Consider the following 22,362-nt stretch of genomic DNA (forward strand, 5'->3'; position numbering starts at 1 on the left):
AATAGATGAAATGTCGAGGGCTGTGTGGGTTCACCGCAGAAATTCGTCGACGCGCGCCAAAAACTCGTTTCTGCCGCGTTCGGGACGGTCGAGCAGCAAATAGTGGGTGCAGTTGGCCGCCCGCCAGTGGATCACGCTTGGTGCATGATAGAGATCCTCACAGAAGACCTCCATGTCGGTATCGCGGCACAACGCATCGTATTCCGGATTGACGATGAAGACCGGGCAGTAGATCTGGCTGGCGTGGAACAGCTTCTGGCCCGTTGCGCCCATGATGTAGAGATCCTCCAGCATCCCGTTCGGACTGCGGTAGGTGGGCGGTGTGCGCGTCCGTGAGGTCGGATCGCCGTCAAGCAGGGCGTTCCTGAGGGCCGTCACCATTGCGGGATCCCGCCAGGCCGTCTTGTCCGCGATGGGGATCTGCTCGTCCCAGTGCTTTTCTAGGAGCTCGATCCCATTGAAAGTGTAGTTGCCAAACTTCTTCTGATTGAAACGTCCCGGGCGTTGCGGATCGTCCCACTGAGAGCCAATCCTGATGGTGGGGTGGTCGCCGGTGCCGCCATACACCATGCAATAGAGAACGAGGTGACTGACCTTCTCAGGATGAAGCGCGGCGTACATTGCCACACATGTAGCACCCACGCCCCAGCCCAGAAGGGCGACACGTCCACGGCCGGTCGCCCTGCGGAGGTGATCGACGGCGGCATCGACATCGCGCGTAATCTCGATCGTTCTGCACAGGGGACGCGTCGGCCGAGGAGGCAGATCCATTTCTGCAGGCCGGTCGGAGCGGCCATATCCCCGCGCATCGACGATGTAGCAGACATGACCCGCAGCGGCGAGGTCGGCGGCCAGCGAACCGTTCTCGACCGGCAGATCGAATTCGCTGAGGCCGGGGATGCGCGTCCCATGCATCAGAACCATGGGGACGCGCGCGGCATCGCCCCGCGGACGCACCTCTCTGATGGCGATCCTGACGCCGTCAGCCGTCCGAACGTGGAAATCGCGCCGCAAGATGTTCATGAGATGCCCTCCGCGGGGTGAAACCGTCGGAGGCCCCTACCGGATTGCTCCGGTTTTGTGAAAGGTAAACCCACCGGATTTCACTTTACGGAATGGAGCAAACGAGGCATTGCCCCACCGCGCGACAGCCTCACCCTTGTCCGGAAAGCACTCCGGAAAGAGATCATGGCGCCGCCGCTTGTAGATACGCATTTTCACATCTTCGACCGTTCCACCCCGCTCCTGAGCCACAGGTGGAATCCGAATGGCGAGGAGGCGAGGATCGAAGACATCCTAGTCTGCTTTGCCACCTATGGAGTGACCCACGGCGTCATCAGCACCGCCAGCATCTACGGGTTCTACAATGACGGCTTCCGCGATGCTCTGGCAAGATTTCCGAACCTGCGCGCGACGGCCAACATGCCTCTCGATGCCCCGCAACGACTGTTCGAACGAATGAGCAGCGAAGGCTTTGTCGGCATCCGCCTTCTGTGGCGACCGCTCGACGAGGTACCCGACCTCCATTCGGAGGAGTGGCAGAGATTGCTGCACCGGTGTGCGGACCATGGATGGCACGTTCACCTGACCGACAGGCCCGAGCGTATCGGCACGACAATCCAGACGCTGGAGGAAGCCGGCGTGCGGATCGTGGTCGATCACATGGGCATGACCGACACTGCGGCAGGCATCGACGACGAGGGCTTCCGCGAGATCCTGGCTGCAATCGATCGCGGGCGTACCTGGGTGAAGCTCTCGGGCGCGTTCCGCTACCGTTCGCCGGGTAACGCCGTTGCCGCCGCCCGTTCTCTCATCGATGCTGCCGGGTGGGAGAGGCTGATGTGGGGCAGCGACTGGCCGTTCGTGGGACACATGGAAACGATGACCTATCGCGAAGCCCTTGCCAGTTTGGACTGGATTACGGATTCCCAGATGCGTCGCCGCGTCGCCGCGGACACGGCGCTGGATTTCTATTTTCGCGATTCCTGATCCTGCATCCGCTCGTTTATCACGGCGCCCGCAACAAAGCCGGAAGATAGGTGATGAGCGCGGGGAAGAAGACGGCCAGTGCGACGACCACTAGGTCCGCCGCAATGAACCAGGTCGCGCCTTTGAAGATGGTGCCGAGGCGCACCTGATCGCCGACGACCCCCTTGATCACAAAGACGTTGAGGCCGATCGGCGGCGTGATCATCCCGATCTCGAGCACCTTGGCAAGGATGATGCCGAACCAGAGCAGCTCGTAACCCGCACCCTCCATCATGGGCAGGACAATCGGCAGCGTGATCAGCATGCCGCCAATGGGTTCGAGAAACATGCCCAGGGCAAGATAGAACAGGATGACACAGAGCAGCACGGCTGCAGGTGCAAGCTGGGTTTCCGTGACGAGATCGCCCAGGAATTGCCCCAGGCCGCTGATGGCAATAAAGCGCGCCAGCATGCTCGCGCCAATGGCGATGATGAAAATGCTTGTCGAGGTCACAACCGTTTCCAGCAAGGTGGCGCGGATGACCTTCCAAGTCAGCCTGCGCTTTGTGGCAGCAATGACGCAAGCGAGGAACGCACCGAGTGCGCCAGCTTCGGTCGGCGTCATCACGCCGGCGAACAACCCTCCCAGCACGCCGATCATCAAGGTGAGGATAGGCCATGTTTCGCTGAGGGACCTGAGCTTCTCGGCCATGCCTGCATGTTGGCCGCTTCTCGGCGCCAGCTCGGGATTGAGCCAGATGCGGACCATAATGAGGGCCATATAGAATGCGAGACTGAGAAGACCGATCGCAAGGCCCCCCATGAAAAGCGCGCCGATCTGCACATTGGCCATGATGCCATAGATGATGAGCAGGATCGACGGCGGGATGAGCGCGCCCAGCGTGCCGGCGGCGGCAAGCGCGCCTGTCGCGATGCCAGGATCGTAGCGCTGCTTCAGCATTTCGGGGATCGCCATGCGCCCCATCGCCGCCGCGCAGGCCACCGACGAGCCGGTGACGGCGGCAAATCCTGCCGCGCCGCAGACTGCGGAAATCGCCGTGCCTCCCGGTAGTCGCGACAGCCATGCCTTGGCGGCATCGAAGAGACCCTGGGTGAGCCCGGCGTGATAGCTGACATAGCCCATCAGCAGAAACATCGGGACCGAACTCAGCGTCCAGTTCGCTGCGAAGTTATATGGCACGGCGCGGAGTATGCCCCAGGCCGGCCGCTCTCCCAGAAGAAGCCAGATGCCGGCGAACGATACGCCGATGAGGCTGAGCCCGATGGGCATGCGGAGGGCGAGCAGCAGCACCAGGACGCCGATGCCCAGGAAACCGATTTCGATCGATGTCACGACTGTGTTTCCGGATTCTGACCTGCGGCACCATCGAGGCCGTTCGGCAGACGGAACAGATAGGCCGCGAACTTGTAGAAGAGAACGACGGCAATGAGGCCGCAACCGACAGGGAGAATGAAATAGCCGGGCCAGATGGGGACCGGAAGGTTGTTCTCAATCACCTTGGCGGACGTGTCGAATTTCGACATGGCTTCCAGCCAGGAGGCACGCGCCATCACGGCATAGATGATGCCGCCAACGAGATAGAACCACGACCGCAGATGGCGCTGGACGGCGGGTGCCAGACGCTCCGTAACGATCTCCACCGCGATGTGGCCGTCGGTACGCTCGGGCAGCGCCAAGGGCAGGAACACCACGAACAGCATGTAATAGTGGGACACAAAGGCGATGGTGGCGGGCAACGGTGAATTGAAGACATAACGCCCGACCACATCCACCGTGACCTGCAGCATCATGATGCAGACCGTGATGCCGGCGAGCAGCGCTGTCGCGTCGGTGAGGCGGTGGAGTAAGCGTCCGATAGCACGAAACATGTGTCAACTTTCGACGCCGGATGGGGGCGGCGAGCCGCCCCCACTCGCATTGGATCAATCAAGACCGTAGGTCGCAACATCAACCTTCGAAAAGACCTCGTTCCAGTAAATCTCCGCTAGCCCGGCCTCGGTTCCGTCCCAATCGGCGATGATGCCCTTCCATTTCTCGACGAGTTCGGTGACCTTGGCAATCTTCTCACTGACGTTCTTGAGGCCGAACTCTTCCGTAAACTGCTTCTCAATCACGGGCAGGTCGGCTTCGAGGAACGCTGCGGTTGCGGCGCGGATCTCGTCGCTGGCGGGAATGATCTCCACGCCCTTGCTGGGCGCGCTTTCGATATTGCGAAGGGCGTCGGCATAGTATTCGGCCGTTGCCCCGGCGGAGCCGGCCGCGGCAGCGCGCAGCAGGATGCGGCGCTGATCCTCGGTCAGCGAGGTCCAGGTCTCGCGGTTGAAATTCTGAGGATCGACGCCGGAATAGACGCCTCCCGGAATGTCGAGCATCGCGTAGTTGACGACCTCGGCCATCTTGTAGCCCGTCAGGTCTGACACCGAATTGGCGACGCAATCGGCCACGCCCTGCGCCACCGCCTCATACATCTCATTGGCCGGGATGGCGACCTGCACGCCGCCGTAATACTCCACGAAACGGCCGAAATTGGCGGCGCCGACGCGCACCTTGCGGCCCTTGAGATCGTCGGGCGAACGCACAGCCTCGCGGCAGAGCAGATCGAAGGTACCCGACGAAAGCGAGCCGAGATAAACCTGATTGTGGCTCTTGTATCCCTCCAGACACTCCTCGCAGTTGAAGAAGATGTATTCCGCCATCACGCCGGCCATCGCCGCACCCGGCGCCTTGGTCGGCGTGCCGTTGGTCATAAGCATCGTGAGATTAGCGGCAAGATTCGATTCCGGGAATTCCGAAGGGTAGTAGGGCGGCAGGATCACCCCGATATCGACAACACCGTCGCGCAGGCCGGCCGGAATCTCGGTGAATGCCAGCAGCGAGCCACTGTGATGCACCTGCACCGTCATATCTGAATTTTCGGTGAGGTACTTCACGAAAGCCTCGGTTGCCTTATAGGCAGGCGACGTTACCGGATAGCCGCTCGCCATGCGGAATTCCTGCGCGTCGGCAGGAACCGCCATTGCGGCCGCAATCGAGACCGCCAAAAGAAACTTCATCGACCGCATTCCTATTTCCTCCACTAGTGGCCATACTGACCTATTGTCAGACAGGCATATAACAATCACTGGGCTAGACGGAACCCTCTTGTCAAGGAGGCTGTAGTGGAAGACGGCAAGCGGCGCACCGCGATACTGACCGGGGCGGCCGGAGGAATCGGCCAGGTCTGCCTGGCGGAGCTATTGAAGGACGGCTGGCATGTGGTTGCGGCAGACCGCCAACCGCTTCCGTGGATACCGCAGGAAGCCGCCAGCCGGGTGCTGGAACTGCGTGTTGATATTTCGCTGCCAAACGCGGCGGCCCACATTGCAGAAGAGGCGGTGCGCTGGACTGGGCGGATCGATCTTCTGTGCAACAATGCGGGTATCGGCAATGCGGGGCCTGTTCACGAAACCAGCGATGCCGATCTCCTTCGCTTCATGAACGTCAATTTCGCAGCGGCCTTCCGCCTTTCACGCGTAGCTTTGCCTCACATGGAAAGCGGCGCATCGATCATCCATATCACCTCGGTGCTGGGCCTTCTCGGCACGCCCTCTACGGCGGCCTATGCCGCCAGCAAGGCGGCCCTGATCGGACTAACGCGGCAGATGGCGCGCGAATACGGTCCGCGCGGGATCCGCACCAATGCGGTGGCGCCGGGGCTGATCGACACGCAGCTGGTACGCGATCGCCTCAACAACGATGCTGCGTTTCGCCGGATCTGGAAGGATGGAACACCCTTCCCCCGTCTCGGCAAACCCGAGGACATTGCGAAGGCGGTGCGTTTCCTCGCTTCGGGCGATGCCGCCTTCGTCAATGGGCACGTGCTGGTGGTGGACGGCGGGTGGAGCGCTGCCGGATAGGCAGGCCGATCTGTTGATGGGCTTGGGACCTGACAGCTTCGAGCCCAGCGCGACGATAGCCGATTCGGGTGGATAGCTACCGCTCAGCGGCAGGAAAGCGCCGCAAGGATGCCGGCGTCCTCGACCGTGTCGATTTCCCACACGGCTTCGATCAGCCGCTGCCGGCGTTCACTCGGGATGCGTGATTTTGCCAGGGCATGGAATTTCGCCTCGATATCCGCTTCGACCATCGGAGCTTCGAGGCTGCCGCGGGCGGCCCGCACCTCCTCGCTCCAGGTCCGGCCGTCGCGCGCCGTCACCACGACGCGGGCGGCGCCCGTCGGCAGATCGGGGACGACGGCGACGCTGACGCGCCTGCGCAGCTCGGCAACTGCCGGATCCCGCACCGCCGCGTCGCTGAAATCCTCAAGCCCCGGCGCACCGCGAATGAGCGTTACCGCGGCGGCGTGCTGCGCGCTCACCTGCGAAAGGCGGCCGGTGGCTACCTCTGGCCGGTCAGTCCGGTCTGCCAGCAGCCGGTCGCCCTCGACCCGCACGGAAATGATCTCGGCGAGGTCCATATCGAACCTGCCGCGCAAGGCCAGGCAGGCGTCGATCACAGCATTCAGCACCACGCCGCAGGGATAGGGCTTGAACGTGTTGTTCGGCAGTTCCCAGCGCTCTCCCAGGGCTTTAATAACCCCCGGAGAAACGAGACCTTCGCCATAAAGGCGCAGGAAGCCGCGCTCGCCCTCCAGCGGCGCGGGCGGGCCGGATACCCCTGCCTGAGCCATCAGCGCAGCCAGCAGCCCATTCCGCGCGGCATTGCCCACCGCAACGCTCTTGGCATGGGTGCCGAGAAGCTCCACCATGCCAGCGCTCTGGCCCGCCGCGATCGCCAGCGCCCAAACCAACTGCTGTTGCGATAGACCGAGCAGCCGGCCGGCGGCCAGCGCCGCGCCGAAGATGCCGCAGGTGGCCGTGATGTGCCAGCCACGCCGGTAATGATGCGGATGGAGTGCGTTGCCCAGCCGGCATTCGACCTCGATCCCAATGCCAAGGGCGGCCAGAAAGTCGCGTCCCGAAACCTTCCGGGTTTCCGCCAGTGCCAGCAGCGCCGGCGCCACGGGCGCGGTGGGATGGATGATCGTCGGAATATGTGTGTCGTCGAAATCGAACACATTGGCGCTGGCGGCATTGAGAAATGCCGCCGTCGGCGCATCGAACCGCTGGCCGCTGCCGATCACCGTCGCGTCCGGCGCCCCCGAAAAACGCGTCAGCACAGTTCGGCAGGCTACAATGGCGGGATCTTCGCACCCCACGATCGCCGTGGCAAACATGTTGAGAAGCGAGCGCCGCGCCATCGCAGCGACATGCGGCGGGAGCTCGGCGGACGGAAACGTGGCGGCAAAGCCGGCGAGCGCCTGCGAGATCGCGCCATCGCTGCTCATGCGGCGGCCCATCCAGCGTCAACCGGGATGGCGGCGCCGTTGATGTCAGCCATTCCGGGCCGGCACAGGAAGACGACGAGGTCGGTCACGGCCGCGAGCGAAATGAAGCGCCCGCTCGGCTGGCGGGCCGACAGATATTCGCGCGTCGCCGTCTCGACATCCTTGCCTTCCTCCGCCGCGATGCGCGCGATTCGCGCCTCGATGTCGGGGGTCGGAAGCGTGCCGGGACAGATGGCGTTGCAGGAAATGTCGGTGCCGGCGACCTCCAGCGCCACGGTCCGCGTCAGGCCCAAGATGGCTGTCTTGGCTGTCACGTAGTCGACCCTGCGCGCCGCAGCACGGAAGCTGTAAATCGAGGCGTAGTTGACGATGCGGCCGAAGCCGCGTTGGCGCATACCGGGAAGTACGAGCCGGATGGCATGAAACGGCGCGGAAAGGTTGACCGACAGGGCACGCTCCCAATCCTCGGCGGCCAACTCCTCTACATGCGCGAAATTGCGCGTCACGGCATTGTTCACCAGTATGTCGATGGCGCCGGCCCGCGCGACCGCCGCCTCGATCATGCTTGCTACGCCCTCGGGCGAGGCAAGGTCCGCCTGCACGTAATGCGCGGAGACACCGAAGCGGGAGGCAAGGTCCTGCGCGATCCTCTCGCCCTCTTCCTGTCCCATCAGACCATGGAGGACAACATCGTGGCTCGCGCGTGCGAGCGCCTCGGCGGTGGCAAGCCCAAGCCCCGCGGTCGAGCCGGTAACGATCGCTGTTTTCCGTGAACTCATTTCACCGGCGCCTCGTCAAGCCGCACGACCACGCCTTCAAGATCGGGGGCCGGAGCGCGATAGCGGGACATGACCAGCGGATCATGCCCCGGAATGATGTGATCGGGCGAATCCGCCAGCTCGTGAAGGGTTCGGAAGCCCTCCATCATCTCGATCACGCTGCTCAGCACCGGGAACGGCCGCTGCTCTTCGAAATTCGCGTAAAGATGCGAGGCATCCGAAGCAACAACGACCCAGCCGCGCTTCGTCCAAACTCGCACCACCTGCAGGCCGGCGCTGTGGCCACCGATATGGTGCACCGACAAACCGTCTGCCAGTTCGGCCGATCCGTCATGGAAGTGCACGCGCCCGCAATACAGGCAGCGCACGAAATGGACGATGTTCTCGACATCGTAAGGGTGGTTCAGTGCATGATGGCACATGCAGCGGCCAGTGGCATAGGACACCTCGACATCCTGCACATGGAGCCTTGCCCGCGGGAAATCCTCTAGCGTGCCCGCATGGTCGTAATGCAGGTGCGTAAGGATGATGTCGTCAATGTGAGCCGCGTCGAGACCGAACCGGGCAAGGAGGGGCGCGGGTCGGGAGATCAGCGTACGCTTGCGCCTCGCCGCGGCTTCCTCGCCGAAGCCCGTATCGATGACGAAGCTGCGGTCTCCGCGCCGCGCGACCCAGACGAAATAATCGAGATCGGACGCCGTCTCGTGCGCGTCGCCGAGAATGAAGTTATCGCTCGCCTTCCGGCCGCTGTGGTTCGCATAGCGGATGGCAAAGAGCTCGAAAGGCTCGATAGGCTGCGTTCCCGTCCGCGGCATTTCCACCTCCTTCGAAAAGTGCCGGCAGGGGAAGCGATTTTAGCGCCGCCTGTCAAGCCGGTCATTCTGACTTGTGGTAAGATTGACTGACAGCCCGACAGAAAGGTTGCCCATTCGCAGGGACCGTGCTAATCGCCCTCAAAGACGCTCCGCGCTGCGCAGCGCCGATAACGGGTGGTTCGATGAAACGCGACGAGATCAACCTTGAAGCGCTCACCACGGCGGATCCCTATCTGCTGACGACGACGCTGGCTCACCTCACGGGCGATCTGACGCTTGTGGACCAGGCATGGGACGCTTCGCAGAAGGTGGATCGCTCGGTCGAGGATTTTCCTCAGGGCACAAGGGCAGAAGCGATATCGCGGATGAGCGCATTCCTGCGCTCCGCAAATAAGCCCGTGGCGGTCACTCAGGATGTTCTCGCAAAACTCGTGCAGTTCTGTGCCGGCGAAGCGGTTCCAACCGAATATCTGCCGATGCTGCTCGAGGAATCAGGCATCGTCACTCGCGAACTCGACAAGGCGGGGCCTGTTGCCGTGGAACATGGGGATGCGAGCCTGCCCGAGGTGGCGATCATCGGCGCGGGCCTGTCGGGGATCGCAACGGCCATCTATCTCAAGAAAGCCGGCATACCGTTCACTCTCTATGAGAAAAACGCCAGCGTTGGCGGCACCTGGTACGATAACCGCTATCCCGGTGCGCAGGTCGATACGGCAAGCCATTTCTATGCCTATTCCTTCGCCATCAATCCCGCTTGGCCGCGCTATTTCGCGAAGCAGGGCGAGGTGCTCGCCTATATCCACCGCTGCGTGGAACAGTTCGGCCTCAAGGAGCACATCCGGTTCGGCTGCACCATCGATCGGGCCGCGTGGGACGACAATGCTTTGCGCTGGCGCTGTCGGGTCACGCCGGCCGAAGGCACGCCGTTCGAGATCACGCCCAGCGTACTGGTGAGCGCCGTCGGGCAGCTCAACGTTCCCGCAATCCCCTCGATCCCGGGTCTTGACCGGTTTGAAGGCAAGGTCGTGCACACGGCACGCTGGACGCCCGACGCCGACTACCGTGGAAAGCGGGTGGCTCTTATCGGAACGGGAGCCAGCGGCGTGCAGGTCGGGCCCACCATGGCGTGCGAGGCAAAGCGGCTTTTCGTCTTCCAGCGCTCGGCGCAGTGGCTGTCGCACCGGCCGAACTACCATCTGCCGGTGCCTGAGGATCAGCTTTGGCTGTTCGGGAACGTGCCCTTCTTCGCCAATTGGCACCGGCTCCAGATCATCTGGCAGTTCGGCGACCGGCTCTATCCGGCTCTCCTGAAGGACGAGAACGGGGAGGTGTCGGCGGCAAACGTCAAGCTCAGGCAGCAATGGACCGAATACATCGAGCGTAAGCTCGCCTCCCGGCCCGACCTGCTGGCGAAGGCAATGCCTGATTATCCGCCGCTCGCCAAGCGCGTGCCGGTCGATTTCGGCTGGTTCGACATGCTGCTGCGCGACAATGTCGAACTTGTCCGGACGGCCATCGACCGGGTCGAGAGCGGCGCCATCGTCACCCGCGACGGGGAACGGCGCGAGGTGGACCTGATCGTGCTGGCGACGGGCTTCCAGGCCACGCGCATGCTGCACACGATAGACATTTGCGGGCGCGGCGGGCGCAACCTGCGCGATCTGTGGGGCGAGGACGATCCCCGCGCCTACCTCGGCATTACGGTGCCCGGCTTCCCCAATTTCTTCATCATGTACGGCCCGAACACCAATCTCGGGCACGGCGGCAGCCTCATCTTCCAGGGCGAATGCCAGGCACGCTACATCGCCCAGGCGGTGCGCCACCTCGCCCAGTCCCAGGCGGCTGCGATCGAGGTCGATCAGCGGGTCTTCGAGGCCTACAACAGGGAAGTGGACGAGCAGCTGTCCCGAATGGTGTGGGGCGCGCCCGGCGTCTCCAACTGGTTCAAGAACAGCAAAGGCCGGATCGTCACCAATTCGCCCTGGCGGGTTGTCGATTACTGGCAGCGCACCCGCACATTCTCCCCCGCCGACTATCGCGAACTGTCTGACTGCGCGATGCGGCAGGCAGGCTGAGGCGGCGATTTACGACCGGGGCGCCAGCGGAGGCGCCCTCGAGATCCCGAACCCTGTTCATGGGAAATGAGGAGGAACGAATGAGCAAACTCGCCGGAAAGTCCTGCGTCGTAACCGGTGCGGGCGGCGGCATCGGTTATGCGATCGCTGCGCGCTTCGCCGAAGAGGGCGCACATGTCGCCATGCTCGACATAAAGGAAGACATGGTGAAGGAGGCAGCGGCGAAGCTGCCCGGGGGCCGGGGCCACGCCTATGTGACGGACGTCTCCGACCGGAAAGCGGTCAAGCAGGCGATCGACGATTTTGCCGAGAAGCAGGGCGGCCTCGACGTGCTCGTCAACAACGCGGTGATGTTCTACTACGCGCCGCTGACGGATATGCCCGAAGATATCGTCGACAGGATGCTCGATGTGGGCATCAAGGGCACGTTCTGGGCCCTTCAGGCGGCGACCCCGCATTTGATCCGGCGCGGCGGCGGCTCCGTGATCAATCTTTCCTCGGTTGCCGTCTCCTTCGCGGTCAAGCATGCCGCCGTCTACAGCTCCATCAAGGGAGCGCTCGACGCTCTGACGCGCCAGCAGGCCGTCGAGCTTGGCGCTCACGGCATCCGCGTAAACGCGCTCGCGCCCGGGCCCGTCTCAACGCCCGGCGCCAACTCGGTCATCGATCCGGAAGGCTGGAAGAACCGGCAGGCGCGGACGCCGCTGCGGCGCCTGGCGACGGCCGAAGAGATCGGCGCGGCCGCGCTCTTCCTCGTCTCGGACGAAGCTGCCTCAATTGCCGGCGTCACCCTCAAGATCGATGCCGGAATCACCGTCGCGGGGCCGTGATTTTTCGGTCTGTCTCGACATCCCATCTCCCACCACAGCAAGGTAACCGACTATGGCAAAAGAAGTATTCGATCGCGGCCTTTCCATTCGCAAGAAGGTGCTGGGGGCAGAATTCGTCGAAGCCTCTTTCAAGAGCGCCGACGAATTCAACATGCCGATGCAGGAACTCGTAACCGAGTATTGCTGGGGCGCCGTGTGGGGACGCGAGGAACTCAGCCACAAGACGCGCTCGATGCTCAACATCGCCATGCTGGCGACCCTCAACCGCCCGCATGAGCTGAAGATGCACATTCGCGGGGCGTTGCGGAACGGTGTTACGAAGGCGGAGATCCGCGAAGTTCTGCTGCAGGTCGCGATCTATGCGGGCGTCCCGGCCGGCGTGGACGCATTCCGCATCGCCCGTGAAGCCATCGAGGCACACGAGGCGGCGTAACACTTATTGCAACTGCCGGCGGTAAGGGCTCCCGCCGGCAGTTGGCTGCTCCCGCAGAAGGCACGGCGGCTGTTGCAAACTTGCGAGACGAGGCGGCCGGCCTGCCTGCTTTTTCCTTCAGAGTGAGCTCAGCGCAGTCTTTCCGGCGTTCTCGACATGCCGGCGGCTTGCCGCCGCCGCAGCGCGTGGATCACGGCGCTTCAGCGCATCGACGAGTTCCTCGATCTCCTTGATGCTGACCTTGCGCCTGGCCTCGGATGAAAGGCACACGACGCGGAGCCGGGTAACACGGGCGTTGAGCGTGCGCAGCACCTCGGCGATGATGTGGTTGCCCGATCCGCGAAACAGAACATCATAAAAATCGCGCTTGGCAACGATGATATCGGCGACCTCGCCGGTTTCATAAACTTGGCGAAGCTTTGCCGCTGCCGCATCGAGTTCGGCCATGTGAGCCTCGCTCGCATTCTGGGTGAAAAGCTTGGCGGCGAGTGCCTCAAGCGCCCCGCGCACCTGATAGATGCTGGCGGCATCCTCCGCCGTGAGTTCCGTGACCACCGGCCCTCGATTAGGTATCGAGGAGATGAGGCCCTCCGTTTCGAGTTCGCGCAGCGCCTCGCGCAGCGATGGACGGCTGACCCCGAGGGTCTGGCACAGGTCGCGCTCCACGAGGCGCTGGCCGGGCGCCAGTCGACCGCTCATGATGGCGCTGCGCAAGGTCTCCACGACCTGCATCCGGACAGGCGCGGCGATAGTGACGACCCGCAAATCTTCCAAGGCAGAAGGATCTCGCATCGTTTGTTTTCACAGGTTGAGACAATCGACGCGCGAAGCCTAGTGAATGTCAGCTAACAAGACAAGACGACAGGCAGGCTGAAAACATAGGCCGCAGACTTTGCCCGCGGCCGATGCAATTGCCGACCATGTGCGCTTTACATTCCGAGATAGGCAAGCCGGACGCGATCGTCCGCCTGAAGGGTTTCGCTGGTTCCCTCCAGCACAACCCTCCCCGCCTCGAGAACATAGGCGTGATCGGCCGTCTGAAGCGCTTCGGCCACGCGCTGCTCGACGAGCAGGATCGTCAGATTCGTCTGGCTGCGAATCTCGGCCAGCTTGTCGAAGATGAAGTCGGCTATGGCGGGAGCAAGGCCCATCGAAGGCTCGTCCAGCATCAGCAACTTCGGCGAGGAGGCAAGCCCGCGGCCGATCGCCACCATCTGTTGTTCGCCGCCGGACAGGGTGCCGGCGAGCTGGTTGCGTCGTTCCGCCAGGACCGGCATCCAGGTCAGGATCTTCTCCAGATTCTCCTTCCAGTCGCCTCGGCCTGCCTCGGTATAGGCGCCCATTTCCAGGTTCTCCATCACCGAAAGCGAGGGGAAGACCTGCCGCCCTTCCGGAACGTGCGCGATGCCCATATGCGCCCGCTGCGGCGGCGGTACCGCGAGCACGTCCCTGCCTTCGAAGCGGATTTTTCCGCTCAGCGGTGTAACGATGCCCGATATCGTCTTGAACAGCGTCGACTTGCCCGCCCCGTTCGGGCCGACGATGGACACGAACTGCCCCGCCCCGACTCGGATGGTGACGTTCTCCAGCACCGGCACGTGCGTATAGGCGGCGGTCAGACCTTCGATCTCAAGCATGGGCGGCGCTCCATTTCGCACCGAGATAGGCTTCAACGACCCGCGGATCGCGGGTGACGGACTCCGGCTCGCCCTCGACGAGCATTTCGCCGTGATCGAGCACGAGGAAATGATCCACAAGCTGCACCATCGCCTTCATAGTATGCTCGATGATGACGATGGTCGCACCCTCCTCGGCCAGGCTGCGGATGACGGCCATGACCTCGCCGACTTCAGCAGGACCCAGCCCGGCCAAGGTCTCGTCGAGCAGAAGGATGCGCGGTCGGCCCGCGAGGGCACGCGCCAGCTCCATGAGTCGCAGTTCCTTGGTGGTGAGGTTGCCGGCGATCTTGTCCTGGATGGCGGCGAGGCCGACGCGCTCGATCGCCTGACCGGCACGGGCTCGCGCCTCCGCGTCGGTGGCGGCATGGACGTAGGCGCCAACCACCACATTGTCCGCGACGCTCATGCGCGCGAAAGGCCGCATCACCTGGAAGGTCCGGCCGAGGCCGGCGGCGCACATGACGTGCGGCGGCTTGCCGGCCATGTTGACGCCGTCCAGCAGCACCTCGCCCGAATCGGGCCGAACGAACCCGCAAAGCAGGTTGAAAAGCGTGGTCTTGCCGGCGCCATTCGGCCCGATGATGCCGAGAATTTGCCCCTCCTTCACGGAAAAGGTCACATTCTGGACCGCCTTTAGCCCGCCGAAAGCCTTCGATAGGCCGCGCACCTCCAGGATCGGCTTTCCCTCGGGAGCGCGCCTCGCCGGCGCGGCGGTTGCCGGAAGGGGAGCCGCGGCCGCCGGTGCTCTCCTGGACACGGCTCTGGCGGTTTCGGCCCGCTCGCGATGCTTCAGCACGAAATCGCGCGCTTTCCAGAAAATGCCTTCCGGCGCGACGAGGATCACCACCACGATCGCGAGGCCGTAGATGACGCCCTGTATGCCGGGAAGCCAGGACCCTATCTCCGCATGCAGCGTCTCGCTGAGTGGAATCAGGATCAGCGAGCCGATGACCGGCCCCCACACCGTGCCCACACCCCCAAACATGGCGACGGTGAGCGCCTGGGCCGAGACCAGCACGCCAAACACGGCCTGCGGCGTGACCACCAGCAACACGACCGTGTAGAACGCGCCGACAGCGCCGGCGATCCCCGCCGAGAGCATCATCGCACGCAGTTTCCAGCGGGTGGTGTCGATGCCGGCTGCCTCCGCCGCTGCCTCGTTCTGCTTGATGGCGAGCAGCGCCATGCCGAAGCGGGAGCGCTCGACCATGCGGGTGATCACGATGACTGCGAATGCAAGGGCGAGCGCCAGCCAGGTATAGATCCGCTGATCCTCGAACTGCATATAAAGCAGCTGATGGTCGCGCTCCATCGGAACGGACACTTCCTGATAGCCCAGCCACTCGAAGACGTAGAGAAGCGCCAACGGATAGGCGAGCATGGACAAGGCGAAGTAGTGGCCGCGCAGCCGGAAGGTCGGAATACCGACAACCAGACCCGCCACGGCCCCGAGAGCACCAGCAAGCGGGATAGCAAGCCAGGGCGAGAGGCCGAAATGAACATGACCGAGCACGCTGAAATAGGCACCTAGCCCGAAGAAGGCCGCATGGCCGAAGGACATGAGCCCGGTGTAGCCGCTCAGCATGTTCCAGGAGAGGCCCATGACGGTCCACACCAGCACCAAGGTCATCATCAGCTGGTAGTAGGAGTTGGTGACCAGTAGCGAAATGACGAAGTAGACGGCGACGAACAGGATCGCCGGTGCCAGAGAGCGAAGAAAGGCCATGTCAGGTCCTCTCTGCCGAACGGCCGAGGAACCCCTGCGGCCTGAAGAACACGATCACCAGGAAGATGACGAAGATCGCTGTGTTCTGCAGCTGCGTGGGCAGGACCAGCGTCGACATCTGCTGAATGAGGCCGATGGTCATGCCGCCCCAGAAGGCGCCCATGATGGACCCCATACCGCCGAGCACCACCCCGGCATACATCACGATCACATATTCGAGCCCGACATAGGGATGGAACGAATAGTTGGTGGCAAGCAGGCCGCCTGCGATCGCCGTGATGGCGATACCGAGGCCGAAGGCAATGCGATGGCTGCGGTCGACGTCGATGCCCATGTAGATGGCCGCGGTCGGATTGTCGGCCGAAGCGCGCAGCGCCTTGCCGAGTCGCGACCTTGCAACCAGCCAGCCGAGCGCCGCTATGGTTGCGACCGAGATCAGGGCCGAGACCGTGCGCGACTTGTTGACGAATACGGACACCCTGTCACCCCACAGCGGCCCGATCTCCCAGGCGCTGATGGCAAGCGGCGAACGGACCGAGAAAGGCTGCGAACCGAACAGGATCATGGCGCCATTCGTGAGAATCAGCGCAAGGCCGAGCGTGAGAATGAGCTGCGCGTAATGGCCCTCGCCTTCGAGAGTGGCGGTATTTGTGCCGCTCACGCGCGAGACGAGGAAGAGATGGACGAGATAACCCGCCACGAACAGGACGGGACCTGCCAGGATGGCGGCCACATAGGGCCCCACGACATTTCCAAAGAGGGCGGAAATGCCGAATGGGCCGAAGATAAAGAAGGCGCAGTACATGCCCGCCATCATGAAATCGCCCTGGGCGAAATTGATGACGCGCATGATGCCGAAAATCAGCGCAAGCCCCACGCACATGAGGCCGTAGATGGCGCCGATCAGAAGTCCTGCGACGAGTGCCTGCAGGATGTTTTCGATCAGGATCGCGGCCGTCATGGGCGCGCGCCCCTGTGCGCGGTCTCTCCCGCTGCGCCGTCGCGCAAGTGGCGGTCGATCATCATCAAGAGCATCCTCCCCTCCTGCCGTCGATACGGCTTGCGTCGCGGCGTCACGTCAGGCCCGTTGGCCCCGCGCTGTTTCTTGTCGGCGCACAAAGGCCCGCCAGCCTTCCCGCGTTCGGCTGTTTTTCGATATTGTCGATGAAGTCCTCGATCACCTTCGCGCGCCTCGCGCCGAGCACGGCGCCCGATGCTTCGCGGAAGCGGAAGCGAATCTCGGCTTCCGTCGCGGGCGTAACGTCGGCAAGGCTGATCCGCGGGCGCCGCCCGTTGGCCAGTTCCAGCTCCAGCTCCGCGCCCTGCGCGGCAGGAAAAGCCGCGCTCAATTCGTCCGAGCTTTCCAGCCGCGAGACCTCAATGAGGCGCAACACCTCGGGATCGTCCAGTCTGGCATAGTTCGACTCTGCGATCCTGCGGTTGGCAAGCACGGCCGCAACGCCGAACTGAATGCTCATCTTCGCCTGAAGGGGCCGCTCGAAGGGTCCGGTGAAATCGCAGCCCGGATAGTAGGCGGCGGCACGTGGCACTCTTATGTGCACAGCATTGATCATGGTGCCTTCGGGAAGGTCCACCGCCAGGCGCAGCGCCGCCTGGCAGGCCGTCTGCGCGAAATTGCACGCTGGAGCCGGCTTGTTGTAGACATTGAGGATGTCGGCCTGCCCGTCGGGAAACAGCGCGATGGCGCCCGGTGCAGGGCGCCGGGCGAAGGCCGCAAAAAGCCCCGCCTCGCCCTCGAAGATGTCGCGGGAGCCATAGGCGCCCTGCTGTGCAAGCAACACGGCCGTGACAGCGGAGCGGGCGGCATGACCGGGATGGAAATACATGTCCGAGCCGCCGCTGTGAGGCCATTGGTTGAGCCCGCCCGAGGCATTGGCAGCAAGCGCAAGCGCCGAGGCGATCTGCCTTTGATCGAGCGCGAGCAGATATGCGCCGCCCGCGGCCGCACCGATGGGTCCTACGAGCCCTGTGGGGCGGAAAAGCCGGGCAAGCTCCGCATCGAAAAGCGCCCGACCGATACGGCACCCCACTTCGTAGCCGATGATGGCGGCCTCAATGAGTCGCGATCCAGTGACGCGCTGCCTTTCGGCCAGTGCAAGGAGCGTCGGCCAGACCACGACGCCGTGATGCGAGATCGAGGCTGCGTGCATGTCCTCACGCACCAGGCCGTGGCCGGCGACCGCATTGACGAAGGCCGCGTCCGCCGCCGACGCGGTCTTGGCCGCGCCGATAACATGCGCCTCGCCACCCATTCCGATCACCGCGCGCGCCTGCCGGCTCCACTCGAGGTCGATCGCCTCGAAGGCGCAGGAGAGGAAATCCAGCAGGCAGACCTTCCCCTTGTCTGCAGGCGTGCGGCCAAGCGCGCTGAGGTCGATGCCCGCGATCACCTGACCTATCGCCTGGGCATGAGTCGGAACGATGCTGCCCACCGTGTGCCTCCTCCCTGTACCTTACCGGCCTGCAGACTTACTTCCTGCTTCTGATCTCCACCCCGGCCCATTCCTCAATGATCCGCACCATGTTGGTGAAATCGGAGTCCGGACCGTATTTGGCATTGGTAACGGCCAGCATCTGGCGCACCAGCGATCCGCCCACCATGGGAACGCCCAGCGCTTCACCCTCGTCGACGCACAGGCCGACATCTTTGTAGGAAAGGGCGGTCGCAAAGCCGAAATCGAACGTGCCCGGAAGCACTGCGCGGGGAAACTTGTCCTGCGTCGCGCTATTGCGCCCGCTCGAAGCATTGATGATTTCGCACATCACTGCCGGATCGATTCCGGCTTTCACACCCATAGCGAGCGCCTCGGCCGAAAGCAGGATCACGCCCGCAGCAATCATATTGTTGCCGAGCTTCACCACCTGCGCGGCACCCGCCTGCTCACCGCAGTTGAACACCTTGCCGAAATTCTTGATGAGGGGCTCGATCTCCGCGATAGCCGCGGCGGGGCCGGACACCATGACCGCGAGAGTGCCCGTGGATGCACCCTTGATGCCGCCGGAGACCGGAGCGTCTACCCAGGCGATGTTGCGCGGCGCGAGGGCCGCGGCCACGGTGTTCGCCATGCTGGGGCCGGTCGTCGACAGATCGACGAGGATGCGCACCTTGCTCCCCTCAGCCACGCCACCTGCTTCGAGCGCAACCTGATGAACGATCTTCGGGTTCGGCAGGCTGCAGAAGACAATCTCTGCCGCATCGGCCACCGCCGCGGGAGAATCGGCCGGCTGTGCCCCCGCAGCCACCACATGTTCCACCGCCTCCGCCCGCGCGTCGAATACGACAAGCGAATGGCCCGCCTCTATCAGTCTGCGGGCCATCGGGGCACCCATGCGTCCCAATCCGATGAAGCCCACCACGGTCGTGGTCATGAAGGTACCTCTCAAGATACAAACATCCTACGTGGCAGCTTTCAGCCACCGCGCTTTCCACTGCATTCTAGGGACCTCGTCCCGCTGCTGTAAGTGACGCATTGCGCATATCAGGTTTACACACCTCACCCGGGCGGCGGTGCGCGGACGCAGACTGCTTTTCGAGGTTTGGACACAGCTTGACAACCCGCTACTTTGATCATTCAAGGATGTCCGCAGGCTGTCTGTTCGTCTGGCAGGATGACAGGCCTATGTTACAATGGCTGCGACGACCATGTTTCGTTCGCCTCGGGTATGATGTTCGACTTCAAGCAGCTCAAGCTCTTCGCCACGGTCGCTGAATTCGGCAGCCTCTCTCGCGCCGCCGTGTCGCTCTCCATGACGCAGCCTGCACTCAGCCGCCAGATCAAGGCTTTGGAAACGGAACTCGGCGTGGAGCTCTTCTACCGCAACGGCCGCGGCGTGGTGCTTACGGAAGCCGGCAAGCTCCTCGACGGCTATGCGAAGGGCATATTGGAGCAGGCAGCCCGCGCGGCGAGCGAGATCGAGGCTTTGCGGTCTGATCCGCGCGGCACCATCGTCATCGGCATGCCCCCCTCCGTCGGCGTGGTGCTGACGGCGCCGCTCGTCCAGGTGTTTCGGCAATCCTTCCCGCGCATTTCCATGCGGGTGGTCGAGGGCTTCAGCGGCCATATCCTCGAGTGGCTGGTTACCGGGAAAATCGACGTCGCAGTGCTCTACAATGCCCCGCGCATGAGCAATCTGCTTTCCGAACCCCTCCTGCGCGACGAACTTTTCCTTCTCGGTGCAGTGAAAGACCCCAACCGCCTGCCTTCCGGAACGGTGCAGGGGTGCCAGCTCACCAAGCTGCCGATGATCCTGCCCAGCCGCCCGCACGGCCTAAGGCTTGTGGTCGATCATGCGATGGCGGCCGCCGGGATCACGCCGCGCATCGAAATGGAAGTGGAAGCCATGCCGTCGACGCTGAAGCTCGTCGAAAACGGTGTCGGCTACACGATCCTTTCCTACTCTAGCGTCCATCACCTCGTCGCCGCCGGACGCATACGCTACTGGCGCATCGAGAAGCCTTCGCTCCACCGCGAGCTTCTGCTGGCCACCTCGACCCAGCGGCCGACCACCACGGCCATCCGCGCCTTGACGGAGTGTGTCCGCAAAGAGGTGAACAACCTTCGCAAACAAGGCGTCTGGGCGCCGCCTGCCTGACAGTCAGCGATTCCGATCCCGGCGCCGCAAATCACGTATGTGATTTGCCCGCTGCGAACAGCACGATTATTATAAAAATATCTAAGCATCCTGTGTTTATCACAGATGCAGAAGACTATCTCAATCTCATATAAGAAAAAGCTTTGCTCATGCTGCGAACTCTGCCCAATGAACAGCATAAACGACTGCATGATGCAACCGTGATCGCGGAAATGCTCAGCGAAGCTGATATCGTCCCGCTGCTCATGTCGCTCGTTCAGCTTACATGTGATCGCGAATTGCTTGAGGAAGCAGCGCCATATATTCATGGTGCATGGAATTTCCAGGAGGCAATTCCGGCGCCGCTGCGGCGGACGATCATTGATCGGCTGGCGGCCATTCTCGCACGCGGTGAAGACCTTCAGGCAGCACCGCTGTCCCGTGAACTGCTCCGCCGGATGATCGACGTCGCGGCCGGCGAAAAGGTGGCGGAGGAGTTCGTTCCCCTCCTGCTGGAAGAATCAGGTCTGGAGCCGGCCGAAGACCGTGGTCTCGTCTGGCGCAAGCAGCCCGACAAGGAGACGCTCGCGGCCTTCCACGTCATCATCGTCGGGGCTGGCCTTTCCGGCATCTGCATGGGAATCCGCCTGAAACAGGCCGGGGTGCCGTTTACCATCATCGAGAAAAACCGGCATCTCGGCGGCACCTGGTACGAGAATACCTACCCGGACTGCCGCGTCGACACGCCGAGCCATTTCTACTGCTTCTCCTTCGCTCCCAACGACTGGTCGCGCCACTTCTCCGATCAACGCGAGGTTCTGGCCTATCTAGAGCGCTGCGCGCGCGATTTCCGCATCCTGGAGCACATACGGTTCCAAACGGAGGCGACTGAGGCTGTCTACGAGGCGGGTGAGGCGCGCTGGCGGGTAACCTTGCGCGATGCGCAAGGGCAGACCGAGGAGGTGCGCTGCAACATTCTTGTCCCTGCTGTTGGCCAGCTGACGCATGCAGCCTTTCCGGACGTTCCGGGCCTTCAGACTTTTGCCGGCGCCCTCATGCATTCAAGCCGCTGGAACGCGGACGTACAGCTTGAGGGTAAGCGCGTAGTCATGGTCGGTACTGGCGCGAGCGGAATCCAGATCGGACCGGCGGTCGCTGAAAAGGCGGCGCACTTCACCGTCATCCAGCGAACGCCCCACTGGGTGATGCACAACCCGAATTACCATCTGCCCATCACGTCGGGCAGCCGCTGGGCATACCACAACGTGCCCTATTATCGGCAGTGGATCCGTTTCCAGCTCTTCTGGGCGACGGGAGACCGCATCCACGACACGCTGCGCAAGGATCCGAACTGGCCCCATGCTGACGTTTCGCTCAATGCCAGAAACCATGAAATGCGCGAGGCGCTCATTGCCTATGCCCGCAGCAAAGTGGGGCACCGCCCGGACCTCTTGGAGAAGGTGATCCCCTCCTACCCGCCTTATGGCAAGCGCATGCTGCGGGACAACCATTGGTTCGACATGCTGCTCAAGCCGCATGTCAGCCTTTACAATGACGAGATTGCCGAGGTGCTTCCCGACCGGGTGCGCCTGAACGGAGGCGAGGAGATCGAAGCCGACGTCCTCATCTTCGCCACCGGCTTCCAAGCGGCACGGATGATCGTATCGCCTGCGATCATCAATGCTTCCGGCACGAGCCTGCGCTACATCTGGGGCGATGAAGAGCCGCGCGCCTTCCTCGGAGTTGCGGTCCCCGAATTCCCGAACATGTTCATCCTCTACGGTCCCAACACCAATGTCGGGCACGGGGGCAGCGTGATTTACCAGGTCGAGTGCCAGGTCCGATACATCCTGCGATGCATCCGCGAAATGATCGAAGGCGGCTATTCCTCGATCGAATGTACGCGGGAAGCCTTCGAAGACTACAACCGACGCGTCGACGAAGAGCACGCCCAGCTCGTGTGGACCCATCCCGGCAAGAAGAATTGGTACCAGAACAGCAAGGGGAGAGTGGTGACGAATACACCTTGGAGGCTAGTCGACTACTGGCAATTCACGCGTGAGCTGAAGACATCAGATTTCACGTTTGGCCCCGGGCGCGCGGAACACTGAGGCTC

At 62.9% G+C, this 22,362-nt stretch carries 20 protein-coding genes; 7 read left to right on the plus strand and 13 right to left on the minus strand.

Going from position 1 to position 22,362, the window contains the following annotated elements; genetic code table 11:
- Window positions 1-30 precede the first annotated feature (30 nt).
- Window positions 31-1,023, minus strand: coding sequence for an alpha/beta hydrolase (locus NYR54_RS01935; protein ID WP_261513737.1), 993 nt, complete (start codon window positions 1,021-1,023; stop codon window positions 31-33).
- A 165-nt stretch (window positions 1,024-1,188) separates the two neighbouring features.
- On the opposite strand from NYR54_RS01935, the gene NYR54_RS01940 reads away from it, so the two are divergent.
- Window positions 1,189-1,989, plus strand: a complete 801-nt coding sequence (locus NYR54_RS01940) for an amidohydrolase family protein (protein WP_261513739.1) — start codon at window positions 1,189-1,191, stop codon at window positions 1,987-1,989.
- Window positions 1,990-2,008: 19 nt separating this feature from the next.
- Here NYR54_RS01940 and NYR54_RS01945 read toward each other — a convergent pair whose 3' ends face one another.
- Genes NYR54_RS01945 through NYR54_RS01955 form a run of 3 tightly spaced genes read right to left on the minus strand, consistent with a single transcriptional unit; the run spans window position 2,009 to window position 5,043 of the window.
- The gene (locus NYR54_RS01945; protein WP_261513740.1) at window positions 2,009-3,322 is read right to left on the minus strand and encodes a TRAP transporter large permease; all 1,314 of its coding nucleotides are present in this window, start codon (window positions 3,320-3,322) and stop codon (window positions 2,009-2,011) included.
- Window positions 3,319-3,858 carry a TRAP transporter small permease gene (locus tag NYR54_RS01950; RefSeq protein ID WP_261513741.1) on the minus strand — a complete coding sequence of 180 codons (540 nt, stop codon included), beginning with the start codon at window positions 3,856-3,858 and terminating at the stop codon, window positions 3,319-3,321. Before NYR54_RS01950 ends, NYR54_RS01945 begins: the two co-directional genes overlap by 4 nt.
- A gap of 54 nt (window positions 3,859-3,912) precedes the next feature.
- Entirely contained in the window at window positions 3,913-5,043 is a 1,131-nt protein-coding gene (locus tag NYR54_RS01955; protein ID WP_261513742.1) for a C4-dicarboxylate TRAP transporter substrate-binding protein, read from the minus strand.
- A 105-nt stretch (window positions 5,044-5,148) separates the two neighbouring features.
- On the opposite strand from NYR54_RS01955, the gene NYR54_RS01960 reads away from it, so the two are divergent.
- A complete protein-coding gene (locus tag NYR54_RS01960; RefSeq protein ID WP_261513743.1) occupies window positions 5,149-5,886 on the plus strand; it encodes an SDR family NAD(P)-dependent oxidoreductase in 738 nt (245 codons plus the stop codon).
- 83 nt (window positions 5,887-5,969) lie between these two features.
- On the opposite strand, the gene NYR54_RS01965 is transcribed toward NYR54_RS01960, so the two are convergent.
- From NYR54_RS01965 to NYR54_RS01975, 3 genes are read right to left on the minus strand one after another with little or no spacing between them, the layout of a single operon-like run.
- Window positions 5,970-7,316, minus strand: coding sequence for an MmgE/PrpD family protein (locus NYR54_RS01965; protein WP_261513744.1), 1,347 nt, complete (start codon window positions 7,314-7,316; stop codon window positions 5,970-5,972).
- A complete protein-coding gene (locus tag NYR54_RS01970; RefSeq protein ID WP_261513745.1) occupies window positions 7,313-8,095 on the minus strand; it encodes an SDR family NAD(P)-dependent oxidoreductase in 783 nt (260 codons plus the stop codon). The genes NYR54_RS01965 and NYR54_RS01970 overlap by 4 nt, the downstream gene beginning before the upstream one ends.
- On the minus strand, window positions 8,092-8,910 hold the full coding sequence (locus NYR54_RS01975; RefSeq protein WP_261513746.1) for an N-acyl homoserine lactonase family protein: 819 nt from the start codon (window positions 8,908-8,910) through the stop codon (window positions 8,092-8,094). The genes NYR54_RS01970 and NYR54_RS01975 overlap by 4 nt, the downstream gene beginning before the upstream one ends.
- A 182-nt stretch (window positions 8,911-9,092) precedes the next feature.
- Between NYR54_RS01975 and NYR54_RS01980 the strand changes: the two genes are divergently transcribed.
- The 3 genes from NYR54_RS01980 to NYR54_RS01990 all read left to right on the plus strand — a co-directional run bounded on the left by NYR54_RS01980 (window position 9,093) and on the right by NYR54_RS01990 (window position 12,248).
- Window positions 9,093-10,985, plus strand: coding sequence for a flavin-containing monooxygenase (locus NYR54_RS01980; RefSeq protein WP_261513747.1), 1,893 nt, complete (start codon window positions 9,093-9,095; stop codon window positions 10,983-10,985).
- An 80-nt stretch (window positions 10,986-11,065) separates the two neighbouring features.
- A complete protein-coding gene (locus NYR54_RS01985; RefSeq protein WP_261513748.1) occupies window positions 11,066-11,815 on the plus strand; it encodes an SDR family NAD(P)-dependent oxidoreductase in 750 nt (249 codons plus the stop codon).
- A 52-nt stretch (window positions 11,816-11,867) separates the two neighbouring features.
- Window positions 11,868-12,248, plus strand: a complete 381-nt coding sequence (locus NYR54_RS01990; protein ID WP_261513749.1) for a carboxymuconolactone decarboxylase family protein — start codon at window positions 11,868-11,870, stop codon at window positions 12,246-12,248.
- A gap of 117 nt (window positions 12,249-12,365) precedes the next feature.
- Here NYR54_RS01990 and NYR54_RS01995 read toward each other — a convergent pair whose 3' ends face one another.
- The 6 genes from NYR54_RS01995 to NYR54_RS02020 form a co-directional block, all read right to left on the minus strand.
- Window positions 12,366-13,013 carry a GntR family transcriptional regulator gene (locus NYR54_RS01995; RefSeq protein WP_261513750.1) on the minus strand — a complete coding sequence of 216 codons (648 nt, stop codon included), beginning with the start codon at window positions 13,011-13,013 and terminating at the stop codon, window positions 12,366-12,368.
- A 164-nt stretch (window positions 13,014-13,177) separates the two neighbouring features.
- Window positions 13,178-13,885, minus strand: a complete 708-nt coding sequence (locus NYR54_RS02000; protein WP_261513751.1) for an ABC transporter ATP-binding protein — start codon at window positions 13,883-13,885, stop codon at window positions 13,178-13,180.
- Complete coding sequence (locus NYR54_RS02005) at window positions 13,878-15,653, minus strand: branched-chain amino acid ABC transporter ATP-binding protein/permease (protein WP_261513752.1); 1,776 nt, start codon at window positions 15,651-15,653, stop codon at window positions 13,878-13,880. Before NYR54_RS02005 ends, NYR54_RS02000 begins: the two co-directional genes overlap by 8 nt.
- 1 nt (window position 15,654) lies before the next feature.
- Window positions 15,655-16,614 carry a branched-chain amino acid ABC transporter permease gene (locus tag NYR54_RS02010; RefSeq protein WP_261513753.1) on the minus strand — a complete coding sequence of 320 codons (960 nt, stop codon included), beginning with the start codon at window positions 16,612-16,614 and terminating at the stop codon, window positions 15,655-15,657.
- 112 nt (window positions 16,615-16,726) lie between these two features.
- On the minus strand, window positions 16,727-18,106 hold the full coding sequence (locus NYR54_RS19250; RefSeq protein ID WP_261513754.1) for an MmgE/PrpD family protein: 1,380 nt from the start codon (window positions 18,104-18,106) through the stop codon (window positions 16,727-16,729).
- Window positions 18,107-18,143: 37 nt separating this feature from the next.
- Window positions 18,144-19,043, minus strand: coding sequence for an NAD(P)-dependent oxidoreductase (locus NYR54_RS02020; RefSeq protein WP_261514062.1), 900 nt, complete (start codon window positions 19,041-19,043; stop codon window positions 18,144-18,146).
- A 240-nt stretch (window positions 19,044-19,283) separates the two neighbouring features.
- Between NYR54_RS02020 and NYR54_RS02025 the strand changes: the two genes are divergently transcribed.
- Window positions 19,284-20,267: a LysR substrate-binding domain-containing protein gene (locus NYR54_RS02025; protein WP_261513755.1), complete on the plus strand. Its 984-nt coding sequence runs from the start codon at window positions 19,284-19,286 to the stop codon at window positions 20,265-20,267.
- Between the two features lie 200 nt (window positions 20,268-20,467).
- Window positions 20,468-22,357, plus strand: coding sequence for a flavin-containing monooxygenase (locus NYR54_RS02030; protein WP_261513756.1), 1,890 nt, complete (start codon window positions 20,468-20,470; stop codon window positions 22,355-22,357).
- Window positions 22,358-22,362: the final 5 nt, after the last annotated feature.

It is taken from the genome of Chelativorans petroleitrophicus, from assembly GCF_025398195.1.
Taxonomy (GTDB): Bacteria; Pseudomonadota; Alphaproteobacteria; order Rhizobiales; family Rhizobiaceae; genus Chelativorans; species Chelativorans petroleitrophicus.

What these genes read in the sequence shown, in the direction of transcription:
- NYR54_RS01935 (WP_261513737.1), bottom strand. Translation starts at nt 1,023, where the DNA reads ATGAACATCTTGCGGCGCGATTTCCACGTTCGGACGGCTGACGGCGTC.
- NYR54_RS01940 (WP_261513739.1), top strand. Translation starts at nt 1,189, where the DNA reads ATGGCGCCGCCGCTTGTAGATACGCATTTTCACATCTTCGACCGTTCC.
- NYR54_RS01950 (WP_261513741.1), bottom strand. Translation starts at nt 3,858, where the DNA reads ATGTTTCGTGCTATCGGACGCTTACTCCACCGCCTCACCGACGCGACA.
- NYR54_RS01955 (WP_261513742.1), bottom strand. Translation starts at nt 5,043, where the DNA reads ATGAAGTTTCTTTTGGCGGTCTCGATTGCGGCCGCAATGGCGGTTCCT.
- NYR54_RS01965 (WP_261513744.1), bottom strand. Translation starts at nt 7,316, where the DNA reads ATGAGCAGCGATGGCGCGATCTCGCAGGCGCTCGCCGGCTTTGCCGCC.
- NYR54_RS01970 (WP_261513745.1), bottom strand. Translation starts at nt 8,095, where the DNA reads ATGAGTTCACGGAAAACAGCGATCGTTACCGGCTCGACCGCGGGGCTT.
- NYR54_RS01975 (WP_261513746.1), bottom strand. Translation starts at nt 8,910, where the DNA reads ATGCCGCGGACGGGAACGCAGCCTATCGAGCCTTTCGAGCTCTTTGCC.
- NYR54_RS01980 (WP_261513747.1), top strand. Translation starts at nt 9,093, where the DNA reads ATGAAACGCGACGAGATCAACCTTGAAGCGCTCACCACGGCGGATCCC.
- NYR54_RS01985 (WP_261513748.1), top strand. Translation starts at nt 11,066, where the DNA reads ATGAGCAAACTCGCCGGAAAGTCCTGCGTCGTAACCGGTGCGGGCGGC.
- NYR54_RS01990 (WP_261513749.1), top strand. Translation starts at nt 11,868, where the DNA reads ATGGCAAAAGAAGTATTCGATCGCGGCCTTTCCATTCGCAAGAAGGTG.
- NYR54_RS02000 (WP_261513751.1), bottom strand. Translation starts at nt 13,885, where the DNA reads ATGCTTGAGATCGAAGGTCTGACCGCCGCCTATACGCACGTGCCGGTG.
- NYR54_RS02005 (WP_261513752.1), bottom strand. Translation starts at nt 15,653, where the DNA reads ATGGCCTTTCTTCGCTCTCTGGCACCGGCGATCCTGTTCGTCGCCGTC.
- NYR54_RS02010 (WP_261513753.1), bottom strand. Translation starts at nt 16,614, where the DNA reads ATGACGGCCGCGATCCTGATCGAAAACATCCTGCAGGCACTCGTCGCA.
- NYR54_RS02020 (WP_261514062.1), bottom strand. Translation starts at nt 19,043, where the DNA reads ATGACCACGACCGTGGTGGGCTTCATCGGATTGGGACGCATGGGTGCC.
- NYR54_RS02025 (WP_261513755.1), top strand. Translation starts at nt 19,284, where the DNA reads ATGACAGGCCTATGTTACAATGGCTGCGACGACCATGTTTCGTTCGCC.